8 protein-coding genes, 5 tRNA genes and 4 rRNA genes are annotated in these 17,042 nt (G+C 41.7%); 16 read left to right on the forward strand and 1 reads right to left on the reverse strand.

The annotated features are described in order from the left end of the window. The first annotated feature begins 41 nt into the window (after positions 1-41). The 16 genes from ftsH to QRX23_RS00675 all read left to right on the forward strand — a co-directional run bounded on the left by ftsH (position 42) and on the right by QRX23_RS00675 (position 16,553). Positions 42-2,111, forward strand: coding sequence for an ATP-dependent zinc metalloprotease FtsH (gene ftsH, locus QRX23_RS00600; RefSeq protein WP_330155577.1), 2,070 nt, complete (start codon positions 42-44; stop codon positions 2,109-2,111). 103 nt (positions 2,112-2,214) lie between these two features. Then, positions 2,215-3,108: an Hsp33 family molecular chaperone HslO gene (gene hslO, locus QRX23_RS00605; protein WP_330155578.1), complete on the forward strand. Its 894-nt coding sequence runs from the start codon at positions 2,215-2,217 to the stop codon at positions 3,106-3,108. 108 nt (positions 3,109-3,216) lie between these two features. Next, positions 3,217-4,701 (forward strand): lysine--tRNA ligase, encoded by a 1,485-nt coding sequence (gene lysS, locus QRX23_RS00610; protein WP_150191571.1) that lies wholly within the window; start codon positions 3,217-3,219, stop codon positions 4,699-4,701. Between the two features lie 542 nt (positions 4,702-5,243). Further along, a 16S ribosomal RNA gene (locus tag QRX23_RS00615) occupies positions 5,244-6,818 on the forward strand. An 89-nt stretch (positions 6,819-6,907) separates the two neighbouring features. Next, positions 6,908-6,981 (forward strand) — tRNA-Ile (locus tag QRX23_RS00620). A 6-nt stretch (positions 6,982-6,987) separates the two neighbouring features. Then, positions 6,988-7,060: transfer RNA gene (locus tag QRX23_RS00625), tRNA-Ala, on the forward strand. A 201-nt stretch (positions 7,061-7,261) separates the two neighbouring features. Beyond that, a 23S ribosomal RNA gene (locus QRX23_RS00630) occupies positions 7,262-10,177 on the forward strand. Positions 10,178-10,254: 77 nt separating this feature from the next. Continuing rightward, positions 10,255-10,371 (forward strand): 5S ribosomal RNA (rrf, locus tag QRX23_RS00635). Together the 16S, 23S and 5S rRNA genes with 4 tRNA genes alongside form the textbook arrangement of a ribosomal RNA operon. Before the next feature lie 5 nt (positions 10,372-10,376). Beyond that, positions 10,377-10,449: transfer RNA gene (locus QRX23_RS00640), tRNA-Asn, on the forward strand. 5 nt (positions 10,450-10,454) lie between these two features. Then, positions 10,455-10,527, forward strand: a tRNA-Thr gene (locus tag QRX23_RS00645). 626 nt (positions 10,528-11,153) lie between these two features. Next, positions 11,154-12,677: a Ppx/GppA phosphatase family protein gene (locus tag QRX23_RS00650; protein WP_251939532.1), complete on the forward strand. Its 1,524-nt coding sequence runs from the start codon at positions 11,154-11,156 to the stop codon at positions 12,675-12,677. Beyond that, a complete protein-coding gene (locus tag QRX23_RS00655) occupies positions 12,677-14,824 on the forward strand; it encodes an RNA degradosome polyphosphate kinase (protein ID WP_330155579.1) in 2,148 nt (715 codons plus the stop codon). The genes QRX23_RS00650 and QRX23_RS00655 overlap by 1 nt, the downstream gene beginning before the upstream one ends. Positions 14,825-14,857: 33 nt before the next feature. Further along, a complete protein-coding gene (locus QRX23_RS00660; RefSeq protein WP_330155580.1) occupies positions 14,858-15,802 on the forward strand; it encodes a Ppx/GppA family phosphatase in 945 nt (314 codons plus the stop codon). 158 nt (positions 15,803-15,960) lie between these two features. Further along, positions 15,961-16,077 (forward strand): 5S ribosomal RNA (gene rrf, locus QRX23_RS00665). Positions 16,078-16,082: 5 nt separating this feature from the next. After that, a tRNA-Asn gene (locus QRX23_RS00670) sits at positions 16,083-16,155 on the forward strand. A 62-nt stretch (positions 16,156-16,217) separates the two neighbouring features. Further along, positions 16,218-16,553, forward strand: a complete 336-nt coding sequence (locus QRX23_RS00675; protein ID WP_251939539.1) for a hypothetical protein — start codon at positions 16,218-16,220, stop codon at positions 16,551-16,553. 110 nt (positions 16,554-16,663) lie between these two features. Here QRX23_RS00675 and QRX23_RS00680 read toward each other — a convergent pair whose 3' ends face one another. Then, the gene (locus tag QRX23_RS00680) at positions 16,664-17,017 is read right to left on the reverse strand and encodes an iron-sulfur cluster biosynthesis family protein (RefSeq protein WP_002828866.1); all 354 of its coding nucleotides are present in this window, start codon (positions 17,015-17,017) and stop codon (positions 16,664-16,666) included. Positions 17,018-17,042: the final 25 nt, after the last annotated feature.

Below are 17,042 nucleotides of genomic sequence, written 5' to 3' on the forward strand. Positions count from 1 at the left end.
TATAAGATAGTAACTGCTATTGCTATCTATAGGAGGAATTGATGAAAAACCAACGAAACGGAAATTTTGTCCGAAATAGTTTGTTTTACGTAATCGTAGTCCTCGGTATTATGGGGTTGATATATTGGGTAGCCGGGCCCACACAGACCTCAAATACTAAGACTATCTCTACGTCAACATTTATGACGGAGTTACGTGACAAAAAGATTGATAAAGTCACGATTCAACCTGGCGATGGGGTTTACAACGTTAAGGGTGAGTACACAAAAGCACAATCAAGTAAAAGTTCTAGCAATAGTGATGCCTTTACAGCATTATTAGGTGGTGGTCAATCAGGTAAGGCAACTTCCTTTGAGACCAAGTTGGTTGGTAGTGATACTGTTATTGCAAACGTACAAAAGATTGCTGAAAAAGCAGATACCGATATCACCACAAAGCCTCAGCCTACTAATTTCTGGGGAACATTTCTTGTAACTATTTTGCCATTAATCTTGATGGTTGGTTTATTCTACCTAATGATGGGTGGTATGAACCAAGGTGGTCAAGGTGGCCGTGGCAATATGATGGGGATTGGTAAGTCAAAGGCTAAGCCGGCTGATCCATCAGAAAACAAAAAGCGCTTTGCTGATGTCGCAGGTGCTGAAGAAGAGAAGCAAGAATTGGTCGAAGTTGTTGAATTCTTAAAGGATCCAAAGAAGTTCCTTAAGTTAGGTGCTCGTATACCATCAGGTGTACTTCTAGAGGGTCCTCCCGGAACTGGTAAAACTTTACTAGCTAAGGCTGTTGCTGGTGAAGCTGGCGTACCATTCTTTTCAATTTCTGGTTCTGACTTCGTTGAGATGTTCGTTGGTGTTGGAGCAAGTCGTGTTCGTGATTTGTTCGAAAATGCCAAGAAGGCAGCACCATCAATTATCTTTATTGATGAAATTGATGCGGTTGGACGTCAACGTGGTAATGGTATGGGCGGAGGTCACGATGAACGTGAGCAAACGCTGAACCAAATGTTGGTTGAGATGGATGGATTCGAAGGTAATGAAGGTGTTATCGTCATGGCGGCCACAAACCGTTCTGATGTGCTTGATCCAGCATTGCTTCGTCCAGGTCGTTTTGATCGTAAGATTTTGGTTGGTCGTCCTGATATTAAGGGTCGTGAGGCAATCTTGAAGGTTCATGCGAAGAATAAGCCATTAGATTCAAGTGTTGACTTGAAGGAAATTGCTAAGCAAACACCTGGATTCGTTGGAGCTGACTTGGAGAATTTGCTGAACGAAGCTGCTTTGCTAGCTGCTCGTCAGAATAACAATACGATTACGGGTAAGGATTTGGATGAAGCTGAAGATCGTGTCATTGCTGGTCCAGCAAAGAAGGATCGTGTTGTTTCAGCTAAAGAACGTAAGACGGTTGCTTATCACGAGGCTGGACACGCCATTGTTGGTCTTGTACTAAACGAGGCGCGCGTTGTGCATAAGGTAACGATTGTTCCTCGTGGTCGTGCAGGCGGGTATGCAATCATGTTGCCTCGTGAAGATCAAATGTTGATGAGTAAGACGGACGCTATGGATCAGGTTGCTGGTTTGATGGGTGGTCGTGCTGCTGAAGTATTGATATTTAATCAACAGTCTTCAGGAGCCTCAAACGACTTTGAGCAAGCAACAGGCATTGCCCGTGCAATGGTTACACAATATGGTATGTCTGATAAGCTTGGTATGGTCCAGTTAGAGAAGGATGGTGGCCAACAATATGGTCAACCACTATACTCAGATACGACTTCACGTTTGGTTGATGAAGAAGTACGTCGTATCACAACTGAGGGTTACAATACAGCCCGAGATATTATTACTAAGTATAAGGACAAGCATGAAGCCATTGCGCAAGCTTTGCTAGAGTACGAGACGTTGGATGAGAAGCAAATTTTGAGTTTGTTCAACACTGGTAAGATGCCGGATGAAACAGGTTCTAAGGCTGATGAATCAACACCGATGTCATATGAGCAAGCCAAGAAGGCTGCAAATGATAAATTGACTGAAGATGTTGAGTCTGAAAAGGCAGTTGCTTCAGAGTCATTGACACCTGACGATGATTCATCAGACAATGATGATGATCGTGCTTAATGTTTGATAAATAGGTAGTATCAAAGAGCTAAGGAATACATTCCTGGGCTCTTTTTTTGTGTTACACTTGATAACGGAAAAACAATCAGAAAAGGACATCAATATGGCAGATAAATTAATACGTGCGATAACGGATGATGGTAAGTTTCGTGCGATTGCAATTGAAGCAACTGATATGATGAAAACAGTTGCCACATTTCATGACGCTTCACAACTGGGAATTACGATTTTAGGACGTGCATTGCTTGGTTCATTAATGGTGTCAAATGCGATCCTTAAGGGAGATGAACGCTTAGCTATCAGTATTGATGGTCAAGGACCAGCAGGAAAAGTTGTTGTCGAGGCATCAGCTCAGGGTGAGGTTCGTGGTTATGTGACTAATCCAAAGGTGACCTTACCTTTGACACCTAAGGGACAACCTGACGTAGCGAATGCCGTTGGTACAGATGGATTTTTATCAGTAACAAAAGATTTTGGAGCAAATGAGCCATTTACAGGGCAAGTGGCCCTAGTGACTGGTGAAATTGGGGATGACTTAACTTACTATATGGCCAAATCAGAGCAAATCCCTTCGGCCGTAGCGGTGTCTGTATTGGTCGATCCGGATGGCACTGTTGTCACGGCCGGAGGATTTATGGTTTCGACATTACCTGATGCTACGGATGAGGATATTGCTGCATTAGAAGATAAATTGGCTAATTTCCCAGCTATTTCCACACAGATGCTTGAAGGATTTACGCCAAGTGATTTACTCAATAATTTGTTTGGTAAAGAACAAGTGAAAGTGTTGTCAACAACTGAGGTAAATCTTTACCCAGGAATTGCAAAGCATGACTATGCTCGGATGTTGGCAACGTTACCACTTACAGAATTACAAGAAATATTAGCTGAAGATCATGGTGTTGAAATTATCGATCGGTTTACTGGTAAAATTATTAATTTCGACGAAAACGAGTTGCAGGCAATTATTGCTAGTAAGGATGCAAATGGTTTGTAAAATTAGTCCTGAGACTTGCAAAATGGACAGAAGATTGGCAAACTTATAATTATGTATGGTGGAAGCACCAGAGAATCAATAAAGAAAAAATGAGGCAGGAATAGGAATATGGCTGACCAACAAGTGTCGTTAAATGACCAAATGATCAAACGCCGTGAAAAAATGACCGAATTGCGTGATGCAGGTATCGATCCATTTGGTCACCGTTTTGATCGGACACACATGGCATCTGAATTACACGCATTATATGATGATGTTTCAGGTGAAGATTTAGAAGCACAAGCAAATGAAGTAGCAATTGCTGGACGCATGATGACAAAGCGCCGTTCAGGTAAAATTAGTTTTGCTGATATTAAGGATCGTTCAGGACGTATTCAAGTGTTTGTCCAAAAACCAGTAGTTGGTGAAGAAACGTATGAATGGTTTAAAAAATCAGATTTAGGTGATTGGTTGGGCTTCAAAGGAACTATCATGAAGACCCGTGCAGGAGAATTGTCATTAAATGTGACTGCAATTACGCACCTTTCAAAAGCTTTGCGTCCTTTGCCAGATAAGTTCCATGGGTTGACCGATGTTGAAACAAAGTATCGTCAGCGTTATTTAGATTTGATTGCGAATGATGACTCATTTGATCGTTTCCAAAAGCGTTCAAAGATTATTTCTGCTATTCGTGCGTACATGGATGGTGATGGCTTTACAGAAGTAGAAACACCTATGCTTCAAAATGCTGCTGGTGGGGCTGCTGCACGACCATTCATTACACACCACAATGCTTTGAATATCGATTTGTACATGCGTATTGCGCTTGAACTACATTTGAAGCGTTTAATTGTTGGTGGTATGGAGCGTGTTTATGAAATTGGGCGTGTCTTCCGTAACGAAGGTATGGATCCAAAACACAATCCTGAATTTACAGTTATGGAATCTTATGCTGCCTTTTGGGATCTTGGCGATGTCATGACTGAAACTGAAAATATCTTTAAGGCTGCTGCAAAGGTTGTTGCCGATGATATGATTATTACTTATCAAGAACACACGATTGATTTGGCTAAGCCATTCGCACGTAAGCACATGGTGGACTTAATCAAGGAAAAGACCGGTGTTGATTTTTGGCAAGATTACACGGTTGAAGAAGCCCGTGCAATTGCTGACGAAAAGGGTGTTAAGTATGAACAATACTGGGGTGTTGGTCACATTATTAATGAATTCTTTGAGGACTTTGTTGAAGATACATTGATTGAACCAACTTTTGTCTACGGACATCCAGTAGAAGTGTCACCATTAGCTAAGAAGAGTGATGACGATAAGCGTTTTGCGCAACGTTTTGAGTTGTTTATCTCGGGCGGTGAATATGCCAATGCCTTTACTGAGTTAAATGATCCGATTGATCAACGCGAGCGCTTTGAGGCACAAGCAGCTGAACGGGCAGCAGGAAACGATGAAGCCGAAGGTATCGACGAAGACTTTATTGAGTCTTTGGAGTATGGTATGCCGCCTACTGGTGGCTTGGGTATCGGAATCGATCGTTTGGTAATGTTGCTAACAAATGCTGATACGATTCGTGACGTCTTGTTATTCCCAACAATGCGTTAAGATATCAGAACGAAAAAAATATTGTATCTATAAAAAGCTGAAACAGATAGAAAATTCTGTTTCAGCTTTTTTATTGATGTGTGGCTTATCTGATAAGCAGATGAAGAATATTTAGGCACTAAAATTAAATGATATAAAATTCAAATTAAAGCTTGCATTCTCTCAATCATAGTCGTATTATATAAAAGTTGGGTTTTGGAAGTGATGAAAAAATCAATTCAAAAGACATCAAAACTTATCTAAATTATAGTATTGACATTCAAATGAACATACTGTAATATAGTTTAAGTTGTGAAACGCAAGTCTTGTGAAAGATTTGTTATAAAACTTAGTTGTTGACAATTGCTTAGATTATTGATATACTAACTAAGTTGTGAAACGCAACGTAGATCATTGAAAACTGAATATCGTTTCGATGAAACAAATGTGTAGGGTCATCACGTATTTTACTTGATACAAAAACATTTGCGAAGTCAATTCGCTAGTAAATTCGTTTAACTTCTGTTAAACAACAAATAACAAATGAGTTATACTCAAGCTTTTAAAATGAGAGTTTGATCCTGGCTCAGGATGAACGCTGGCGGCGTGCCTAATACATGCAAGTCGAACGCTTTGTCTTTAACTGATATGAAGAGCTTGCTCTGATTTGATTTTATCTGACAAAGAGTGGCGAACGGGTGAGTAACACGTGGGTAACCTACCTCTTAGCAGGGGATAACATTTGGAAACAAGTGCTAATACCGTATAATACCAACAACCGCATGGTTGTTGGTTGAAAGATGGTTCTGCTATCACTAAGAGATGGACCCGCGGTGCATTAGCTAGTTGGTAAGGTAAAGGCTTACCAAGGCGATGATGCATAGCCGAGTTGAGAGACTGATCGGCCACAATGGGACTGAGACACGGCCCATACTCCTACGGGAGGCAGCAGTAGGGAATCTTCCACAATGGGCGCAAGCCTGATGGAGCAACGCCGCGTGTGTGATGAAGGGTTTCGGCTCGTAAAACACTGTTATAAGAGAAGAACGGCACTGAGAGTAACTGTTCAGTGTGTGACGGTATCTTACCAGAAAGGAACGGCTAAATACGTGCCAGCAGCCGCGGTAATACGTATGTTCCAAGCGTTATCCGGATTTATTGGGCGTAAAGCGAGCGCAGACGGTTATTTAAGTCTGAAGTGAAAGCCCTCAGCTCAACTGAGGAATGGCTTTGGAAACTGGATGACTTGAGTGCAGTAGAGGAAAGTGGAACTCCATGTGTAGCGGTGAAATGCGTAGATATATGGAAGAACACCAGTGGCGAAGGCGGCTTTCTGGACTGTAACTGACGTTGAGGCTCGAAAGTGTGGGTAGCAAACAGGATTAGATACCCTGGTAGTCCACACCGTAAACGATGAGTGCTAGATGTTCGAGGGTTTCCGCCCTTGAGTGTCGCAGCTAACGCATTAAGCACTCCGCCTGGGGAGTACGACCGCAAGGTTGAAACTCAAAGGAATTGACGGGGACCCGCACAAGCGGTGGAGCATGTGGTTTAATTCGAAGCAACGCGAAGAACCTTACCAGGTCTTGACATCCCTTGCTAATCCTAGAAATAGGACGTTCCCTTCGGGGACAAGGTGACAGGTGGTGCATGGTTGTCGTCAGCTCGTGTCGTGAGATGTTGGGTTAAGTCCCGCAACGAGCGCAACCCTTATTATTAGTTGCCAGCATTCAGTTGGGCACTCTAGTGAGACTGCCGGTGACAAACCGGAGGAAGGTGGGGATGACGTCAAATCATCATGCCCCTTATGACCTGGGCTACACACGTGCTACAATGGCATATACAACGAGTCGCCAACCCGCGAGGGTGCGCTAATCTCTTAAAGTATGTCTCAGTTCGGATTGTAGGCTGCAACTCGCCTACATGAAGTCGGAATCGCTAGTAATCGCGGATCAGCACGCCGCGGTGAATACGTTCCCGGGTCTTGTACACACCGCCCGTCACACCATGAGAGTTTGTAACACCCAAAGCCGGTGGGGTAACCTTTTAGGAGCCAGCCGTCTAAGGTGGGACAGATGATTAGGGTGAAGTCGTAACAAGGTAGCCGTAGGAGAACCTGCGGCTGGATCACCTCCTTTCTAAGGAAAATCGGAAACCTACACATTCAACGAAACGATATTTAGTTTTGAGTGGTTTACACTCAATGAAGACAGAGAGTCGAATCTCTGGGACTGTAGCTCAGCTGGTTAGAGCGCACCCCTGATAAGGGTGAGGTCGGAGGTTCGAGTCCTCTCAGTCCCATGATATGGGGAATTAGCTCAGCTGGGAGAGCACCTGCTTTGCAAGCAGGGGGTCATCGGTTCGAACCCGATATTCTCCATAACAACCATCTGGTTGTTAATTAGTTCTTTGAAAACTGAATCATAATTGTAAATTTTTAAATTCATTATAATTGATCATATCAATTAAATTGAGCCGAAAAAATACACCGCGTAATTTTTTGAGTTTTTTAAATAAGTTTAAAATCGCTTGTGACCATCGAGTCACAATACTCAAACGAAATCATCAACGACAGTTGATCGGTTAAGTTATTAAGGGCGCATGGTGAATGCCTTGGCACTAGGAGCCGATGAAGGACGGGACTAACACCGATATGCCTCGGGGAGCTGTAAGTAAGCTGTGATCCGGGGATTTCCGAATGGGGGAACCCAACTTGTGATGCAAGTTATCGTTTAATGAATACATAGTTAAACGAAGGTAGACGTTGTGAACTGAAACATCTCATTAGCAACAGGAGAAGAAAGAAAAATCGATTCCGTCAGTAGCGGCGAGCGAACGCGGAGGAGCCCAAACCAGAGTGCTTGCACTCTGGGGTTGTAGGACTACCGTTGTGGAGTTACAAATTTGTTTATTAGCAGAATCAGCTGGGAAGCTGAGCGAAACAGGGTGATAGCCCCGTATGCGAAAGTAAGCAAACTCCCGTGTAGGATCCTGAGTACGGCCGGACACGTGAAATCCGGTCGGAAACTGCGAGGACCATCTCGTAAGGCTAAATACTCCCTAGTGACCGATAGTGAACCAGTACCGTGAGGGAAAGGTGAAAAGCACCCCGGAAGGGGAGTGAAAAAGTTCCTGAAACCATGTGCCTACAACAAGTTAGAGCCCGTTAATGGGTGATAGCGTGCCTTTTGTAGAATGAACCGGCGAGTTACGATAGCATGCAAGGTTAAGGTGGAAAGACCGGAGCCGTAGCGAAAGCGAGTCTGAAATGGGCGTTTTAGTATGTTGTTGTAGACCCGAAACCAGGTGACCTACCCATGTCCAGGGTGAAGGTGCGGTAAAACGCACTGGAGGCCCGAACCCGTACATGTTGAAAAATGTTGGGATGAGGTGTGGGTAGCGGTGAAATTCCAATCGAACTTGGAGATAGCTGGTTCTCTCCGAAATAGCTTTAGGGCTAGCCTCGGAAGATAGCGTGTTGGAGGTAGAGCACTGTTTTGGTGCGGGGCCCATCTCGGGTTACTAAATTAAGATAAACTCCGAATGCCAATCACGTATGTCCGGGAGTCAGACAGTGAGTGATAAGATCCATTGTCGAAAGGGGAACAGCCCAGATCGTCAGTTAAGGTCCCTAAGTGTGTGTTAAGTGGAAAAGGATGTGAAGTTGCATAGACAACTAGGATGTTGGCTCAGAAGCAGCCACCATTTAAAGAGTGCGTAATAGCTCACTAGTCGAGTGATTCTGCGCCGAAAATGTACCGGGGCTAAACACACCACCGAAACTACGGGTGCCACATCAGTGGCGCGATAGGAGAGCGTTCTAAGGGCAATGAAGTCAGACCGTGAGGACTGGTGGAGCGCTTAGAAGTGAGAATGCCGGTATGAGTAGCGAAAGACAGGTGAGAATCCTGTCCACCGTATGACTAAGGTTTCCTGGGGAAGGCTCGTCCTCCCAGGGTTAGTCGGGACCTAAGGCGAGGCCGAAAGGCGTAGTCGATGGCTAACAGGTTGAGATTCCTGTACCAGGTGAACATGTTTGAACGATGGAGGGACGCAGAAGGCTAACAGAACCCAGCGGCTGGAAATGCTGGGCCAAGCAATAAGTCTTAGTGTGAGTCAAATGCTTGCACTTATACGGACAAGTTGTGATGGGGACCGAAATAAAGTAGGGAAGTCTGTGATGTCACGCTGCCGAGAAAAGCTTCTAGTTAGTGTTTACCTGCCCGTACCGCAAACCGACACAGGTAGTCGAGGAGAGCATCCTAAGGTGAGCGAGTGAACTCTCGTTAAGGAACTCGGCAAAATGACCCCGTAACTTCGGGAGAAGGGGTGCTCAGCGCAAGCTGAGCCGCAGTGAATAGGCCCAGGCGACTGTTTATCAAAAACACAGGTTTCTGCAAAATCGTAAGATGACGTATAGGGGCTGACGCCTGCCCGGTGCTGGAAGGTTAAAAGGAGTGCTTAGCTTCGGCGAAGGTACGAATTGAAGCCCCAGTAAACGGCGGCCGTAACTATAACGGTCCTAAGGTAGCGAAATTCCTTGTCGGGTAAGTTCCGACCCGCACGAAAGGCGTAACGATCTGGGCGCTGTCTCAACGAGAGACTCGGTGAAATTTAAAGACCCGTGAAGATGCGGGTTACCCGCGACAGGACGGAAAGACCCCATGGAGCTTTACTGTAGCTTGATATTGAGTGTTTGTGCAGCTTGTACAGCATAGGTAGGAGCCGTAGAAATCGGGACGCTAGTTTCGATGGAGGCAAACGTGGGATACTACCCTCGTTGTATGAACACTCTAACTCACACCACTCAGCGTGGTGGAAGACAGTGTCTGGCAGGCAGTTTGACTGGGGCGGTCGCCTCCTAAAAGGTAACGGAGGCGCCCAAAGGTTCCCTCAGAATGGTTGGAAATCATTCGCAGAGTGTAAAGGCACAAGGGAGCTTGACTGTGAGACTTACCAGTCGAGCAGGTACGAAAGTAGGGCTTAGTGATCCGGTGGTTCCGCATGGAAGGGCCATCGCTCAACGGACAAAAGCTACCCTGGGGATAACAGGCTTATCTCCCCCAAGAGTCCACATCGACGGGGAGGTTTGGCACCTCGATGTCGGCTCATCGCATCCTGGGGCTGTAGTCGGTCCCAAGGGTTGGGCTGTTCGCCCATTAAAGCGGTACGCGAGCTGGGTTCAGAACGTCGTGAGACAGTTCGGTCCCTATCCGTCGCGGGCGTAGGAAATTTGAGAGGAGCTGCCCTTAGTACGAGAGGACCGGGGTGGACGTACCACTGGTGTATCAGTTGTTCCGCCAGGAGCATCGCTGAGTAGCTATGTACGGATGAGATAAACGCTGAAAGCATCTAAGTGTGAAACTCGCCTCGAGATGAGATTTCCCATTCAGCAATGAAGTAAGACCCCTCAGAGATGATGAGGTAGATAGGCTAGAAGTGGACGTGCGGTGACGCATGGAGCGGACTAGTACTAATGGTTCGAGGACTTAACCAAGTAGCAAGTGGTGTAAGGCAAAAAATCGCAATTATGATTCAGTTTTGAGGGAACTAAGTTCACTCAATAAAAAAACGTGTCGTGATGATGGCACTGAGGTCACACCTGTTCCCATACCGAACACAGTAGTTAAGCTCAGTAGCGCCAAAAGTAGTTGGAGGATCGCCTCCTGCGAGGATAGGACATCGCGATGCATCATTCCGAATTAGCTCAGTTGGTAGAGCACACGACTGTTAATCGTGCTGTCGTCGGTTCGAGCCCGACATTCGGAGTAATTGCCGACTTAGCTCAGTTGGTAGAGCAACGGTATCGTAAACCGTAGGTCGAGGGTTCGAATCCCCCAGTCGGCATGCGTGTAACTCCCATAAGCCTTTATAACAAGGTTTATGGGAGTTTTTTTGTATAAAAAATATCAATTGATAACTATATAATTAAACACAACACTTCCATTATGAATTTTCAATGTTAGAATGAAGGTAAGTAAGGAGGTGTTAAGGTAATAATTAAGTTGAATCGATGACGTGTTAAAGATAGGTACTACTAGGTCGAGTTTGTGAGCTCTTTTAAGAGAGGTGATACTTTTGAGTCTGTTATTAAATGTATTTATTATTAGCCTATGTATCATTATTGTGTCCCTTTTTATTGTTGCAATTGTTTTGAGTATCTCAACAACTATTCAAATTTTACGTGAATCAAACTTTCATGGAAATTTACCTTATTAAGAATAATTAATTGATTATCTTTTCGTATCAACAAACATTACCAAATAAAACCATTTAGTGTGGAAAAATTATCTCAACCGATTGAACCCCGAATCAACCAATAATATTTGGTTAATTCGGGGTCTTTAAATATTTAAGCCTATATTTTTTATGTCATTAATCCATTTTGGAAGATTAAATTTTAGAATTTATTGTATACTATCATATAAGAATTATAATTTGGAAAGAAAAATGTTGAATTGGGGAGATTTCACATGACTCAAAAATATTTTGGAGTAATGACAGTCAATGTTACTGGTGTAGAATTGTTGATTGTTAATTTAAAAACACATAAATCTCTTGAAAAAGTAACAAAAGAAATTAATCTAGGTGATGATGTTTATCGTCAACATCCAGTAAGATTTGAATCAGTTAATAAAATTGTGGAAGCATTAACTGGGTTTATTCAGATTTTACATGATTATGGGGTGGAAAATTATCAATTGTGGGGGAGTCAGGCCTTGTCACAGGCTCTTAATGCTGACTTTATGGCGGATCAATTTTTCTTACACACTGGTATTGAAATTCGTTGGTTATCAATGAGCGATGAAGTGTACTATCGTAATCAGAATGTTTCATTAGAGCTTGAAAAAGAAAATCATATTGTTTATCTAGTTGGTATTACTTCAGGAAATACTTCAGTTACACGTTATGATAGTGGCAAATTTGTGACATCCACTAACTTTGCGCTCGGTCCAATAAAAATTGCGGAGGATTTACAAAGTCTTCGCCAATCTGCCCCGAATTCAATTAGTGTTTTAAATGATTATATTGACAGTAAGTTAAAAGACTTCGATATTGGAAGTCTTGTAAATGTAACAATGAAAGAAGATTCACAAATTATTTTACTTGGGACATCACCCATAAAAAATGTGGTGACGCATTATATCAAGAAAGAACTAGAACCGGCTTTTTCAATTTCAGTTTTTAATGACTTGGTTGATGACATTGTTGATGCGTCAGATCAATACTTGACGGATCAGCTACAAGTCAATGAGGATGCAGTACCACTTATATTGCCAGAGTTATTATTAATTCGGCGAATTATTCAATTAACTGGTGCAAAGCAAATAAGCTTTTCAGACTCGGGAATTATTGATGGCATTGTGAATGATGAGGAAGTTGCGTTAGGTTTTTCAAAACATGATTTTACGAAGCAAATGACTACGATGGCAATTAATCTTGCGAATCATTATGATGTTGAACCAGTCCATCGTGAACTTGTCACAAAATTTGCACTTCATTTATTTAATCAATTAAAACCGTTACATACTTTGGGAAAACGTGAACGAGTTTTGTTAGAAATTGCCTCTATCCTACATGATGTAGGGAATTATATTGGGGTTCATTCTCATTATTTACATTCTGAATATATTATTAAAAATTCGGATATTATCGGTTTATCTAGTGAAGAATTGGAAATTATTGCTGCAATCGCAAAATATCATAGTGCGACAACACCAAGTGAAGATTTAAGTCACTTTAGTCAAATATCTGCAGAAAATAGGCGTTTGATTTCAAAGTTAGCAGCGATTCTTAGGTTAGCAGATGCATTGGATGATGATCGGCAGCAAAAAATCCAGAAAATTTCTGTATCAATTAAAAGCCAAAGTGTGGTCATTTCAGCGTACAGTAATGCTAATTTGGCCTATGAAAATTGGATTTTTAATTCAAAAAGTCAATTTTTTCAAGAGACATATGGTCTAAAAGCGGTGCTAAAACAAAGGGGGGTTAAGTAATGGCAAAAATAGATTATGAAGATCCACATTTTTATACAAACCGTGAATTAAGCTGGCTAGATTTTAACGATCGTGTGCTTGAGGAAGCACGAAATAAGAATAATCCATTATTAGAACGACTAAAATTTTTAGGGATTACTCAGAGTAATATGGATGAATTTGTGATGGTTCGTGTGGCATCCTTAGCAAAGTTAATTGAGGTAAAGTGGGATGGACGTGATGCATCAGGTTTATCCGCAGAACAACAATTAAAGGCTGTTAACGATAAAGCACATGAACAATTGATTAAGCAGTATACCACGTTGAATCGAATTTTATTACCAGCAATCAAGCAGGTGGGAATTAATTTATTAAAGGCTGATGATCTTGTTGATGACCAATTTGAATTCATAAAGAGCTACTTTCATGATGAACTATATCCAGTGTTAACGCCTATGGCAGACGATACGTCACGACCTTTTCCATTTATTGGTAATGATACGATCAACTTATCACTACGATTAAGCAAAAAGGGGAGTGATAAATCGCTGTATGCAACCTTGCAAGTGCCTAGTATTTTTCCACGTGTTGTAAAGTTACCTGCGGCAGAAAATGATTTTATCTTGCTAGAAGATATTATTAAGCGATTTGTTGATCAGTTATTTGTTAACTACAAGATTCATGAAGTCTCTACTTTCCGTGTTATTCGTGACATGGATTTAGATGTTGCTGAAGAAGATACGTCTGATCTCTTGAAAGAAGTACAGCAACAATTAACATTACGTGCACATGGAAAAGTGATTCGACTAGAAGTTGAATCTGATATTAGTAAAAAACTACGTAAACGGTTAGTACGTGAACTAGGTACGGATGAAGATTCTGTGTACGAAGTTAATGGGCCTGTTGATTTAAATTTCTTAGGGAAACTTTCTAGTGCAGTTACTGGGAAAGACGAATTGAGATATGCACCATTTCAGGCTTATCAAGATGTTGCACTTAATGCAGAGCATAATATTTTTGAAGCAATAAAAGAACGCGATCGTTTAATGCAACATCCATATGATAAATTTGATTCGGTGGTGGAATTTATCCGCCAAGCATCAATTGATAAGGATGTTTTAGCAATTAAAATGACTTTATATCGTGTTTCAGGTAATTCACCAATTATCAAATACTTAGGACGTGCTGCCCAAAATGGTAAACAGGTCACTGTTTTGGTTGAAGTTAAAGCGCGATTTGATGAAGAGAACAATGTTCATTGGGCTCGTCAACTTGAGCGCATGGGTTGTCACGTCATTTATGGCTTGGTTGGGTTAAAAACGCATTCTAAATTGTCCCTAGTAGTGCGACGTGAAGAAAGTGGCATCAGACGGTACGTTCATTTAGGTACTGGGAATTATAACGATATCACGGCCCATTTCTATACGGATATTGGCTTGCTAACGGCAAATAACAATATTGGAATTGATGTCACGAATATATTTAATATGTTATCGGGATATTCACGTCCACCCTATTTCCATAAGCTACACATTTCGCCAAATGGTATCCGTGAGTTTATTCTTGATAAATTAGATCAAGCGATTAATTATGCAAAGTTTGGACGACCTGTCCATGTTCAGATGAAGATGAATTCTTTGTCTGATCAAGAAATGATTGCTAAAATGTATGAAGCCTCTCATGAGGGGGTGGCAATTGATTTAATTATTCGGGGCATTTGCTGTTTGAAACCAGGTATTAAAGGGATTAGTGAAACGATCCGAGTACATTCAATTGTTGGGCGCTTTTTGGAGCATAGTCGGATTTATATTTTTGATTTTGAAGGCGAAAAGCAAGTATATTTGTCATCAGCTGATTTAATGACGAGAAACTTAAATCGACGAGTCGAACAATTGTTTCCTATTGAACAACCAGATTTAGCTCGTCGTGTATTGTCGATTTATCGTACGCTATGGGACGATAACGTGAAGACAAGAGTTCTTGGTGCAGATGGCACTTATAGTCGAGTGGATCGTCGTGGACGGGCTTCATTAGATGCACAGGATTATTTTGCGATTCAGGCAACACAATGGGCAGAACAACAACAGTCTGATTCGCATAAGCAAAATCCAAATCAGTTTCAACCAATGCTCAGTCCGGAAAATCAGCACGACCCATTAAGTGAGTAGCAATAGTAGGTAGAATAGTAGAAGGGGATTTTAATGGAAAATTTTGTAGTTATTGATTTGGGATCGAATTCAGTTAGAATGACAATTACTCGTATTAATGAAGATGGCACACATGAAACAGTAACTCATATGAAAGAATTTGTGCGTTTATCTGAAGATATGGGTGAAGAAAAAGTCTTGAAACCAGCAGCTATTGAACGAACAATGAAGGCACTACGTTCATTTAATGATGTCTACAAAAAATTAGATGATGTCAATATTCGTGCTGTAGCTACAGCAGCGGTACGACAAGCATCAAATCAAAAGGCCTTTTTAAAACAGGTGAAGTCAGAGATTGGCATTGATTTGGAAGTTATTTCAGGTACGCAAGAGGCTTATTATGACTACATTGGTGTCACAGAGACGTTACCAATCACCAATGCTATTCTGATTGATACTGGTGGTGCAAGTATTGAAATTGTGTTAGTTCAAAACGGTAAAGTAGCAAACCTTATTAGTATTCCAATTGGATCTGTTACTATTTCTTCCGAATATGACCTTGGTAATCATATTTCTGCTTCAGAATTATTTAAAGCAGTCATTTCAATTAATGAAATCTTCCAAAATGTTTGGTGGTTAAAGAATGGTTTGAATTTGCCAATTATCGGTTTGGGTGGAAGTAATCGAACACTTGCAAAGATTAATCGCCGCCGGGATCATTTGTTTAACATGGAGGATGTCCATGGTTATCAAATTAAAGATACACAGGTGAATAAGACCTTTGAGGATATCATCAGTCTTGATTTTGATGGACGAAAAGATGTACCAGGAATTAGTAAAGACCGTGCTGATATTATTGTCGGTGGCTTAATACCGGTTATACTCTTAATGAATTATTTAGATTCTGAAAAAATTACTTTTTCAACCAGTGGTTTAAGAGTTGGTATTTTATATGAGCGTTTGCATGATATTTTACGAGAAAGCGTAGCAAACAAGTAAAGCGCTTTTAATACACTCTGTTAAAACGTGCTTACAAAAGCTGAATCCACAATGTAAAGCGCTTTTGACATACTCTCTTTTATACTAAAGTATTGACAAAGTCAGTATTTCAAGATATGATTATTAACTGTAAGTTATGTGCTTACGGCATCATATCGTGTCGTGATGATGGCACTGAGGTCACACCTGTTCCCATACCGAACACAGCAGTTAAGCTCAGTAGCGCCAAAAGTAGTTGGAGGATCGCCTCCTGCGAGGATAGGACATCGCGATGCATCATTCCGAATTAGCTCAGTTGGTAGAGCACACGACTGTTAATCGTGCTGTCGTCGGTTCGAGCCCGACATTCGGAGTCTCAGGGTCATTCCATAGTGAATGGCTTTTTTTATACAATCATTTTGAGGGGGATGCCAAGATGAAAATAACAATGGAAGAACAAGTTAAACAATTGGTCGATGCTTTACATGAGGCACAACAAGAAGCTGATAAATGGCGTACGGGTGCGGAAATTTATGAAGCACAAGCGACGGAGTTACAGGAAACGATGCAGTTGATGGCTGAAGAAATTGATCAATTGCGTCAGGAAAATGAGCAATTACATCAGGTAGCAAAGCAACAAGGTCAGTCTACGTTACTAACACCAACACAGCAGCCGGAGATTGCTAAACAAGAACTGGCACGACACAAAATTATTGAAGATGCTTTGATAAATAAAATACAGCAGCTAGAGTATGATTTGGCAAATAGATAAAAAGGGAGAGCGGGACAAAAACCGTTTTGAAGGCATTTTAGCAAAAAAAGTTGGAACATTTGCTTTTGTCCCAACTTTTAAATGTATTCTTTAATGCTACTTTATTTATGTTAACCAACTGGTTGCAAGTTACGTAGTGTCACGTTAGGATCTAAAATACCAGATGGCCCTGAAAGCTTATAACGAAGATAATGATCAACGTCTAAATTAAGTGCAGAGTCTAACTGTTCTGTTGTATAATCTTTGATATAGACAGGACCTAAGTCGCTATCAATGGTCATATTAAAATCATCTGATAAATCACTAGCTTGGCAAAGAACCAAGTTGAACGCGACATCAAAGGTGCATGTGGCAGAATTTGAAAATGGACCAACACCATCGTCCAAATCAAGTGCGATGCGGGTATCTGTCGTTACCAAGGGTGAAATACGCTGTAGAGCAGTGTCAGAAAATGTTAAGTACATGATATTGTCCTCCCTGTTTCTGCTT

The organism is Weissella paramesenteroides, from assembly GCF_036327715.1.
Taxonomy (GTDB): domain Bacteria; phylum Bacillota; class Bacilli; order Lactobacillales; family Lactobacillaceae; genus Weissella; species Weissella paramesenteroides.

Bases quoted from the DNA above. Each gene is read 5' to 3' on its own strand.
- ftsH (WP_330155577.1), top strand. From the start codon at position 42: ATGAAAAACCAACGAAACGGAAATTTTGTCCGAAATAGTTTGTTTTAC.
- hslO (WP_330155578.1), top strand. From the start codon at position 2,215: ATGGCAGATAAATTAATACGTGCGATAACGGATGATGGTAAGTTTCGT.
- lysS (WP_150191571.1), top strand. From the start codon at position 3,217: ATGGCTGACCAACAAGTGTCGTTAAATGACCAAATGATCAAACGCCGT.
- QRX23_RS00650 (WP_251939532.1), top strand. From the start codon at position 11,154: ATGACTCAAAAATATTTTGGAGTAATGACAGTCAATGTTACTGGTGTA.
- QRX23_RS00655 (WP_330155579.1), top strand. From the start codon at position 12,677: ATGGCAAAAATAGATTATGAAGATCCACATTTTTATACAAACCGTGAA.
- QRX23_RS00660 (WP_330155580.1), top strand. From the start codon at position 14,858: ATGGAAAATTTTGTAGTTATTGATTTGGGATCGAATTCAGTTAGAATG.
- QRX23_RS00675 (WP_251939539.1), top strand. From the start codon at position 16,218: ATGAAAATAACAATGGAAGAACAAGTTAAACAATTGGTCGATGCTTTA.
- QRX23_RS00680 (WP_002828866.1), bottom strand. From the start codon at position 17,017: ATGTACTTAACATTTTCTGACACTGCTCTACAGCGTATTTCACCCTTG.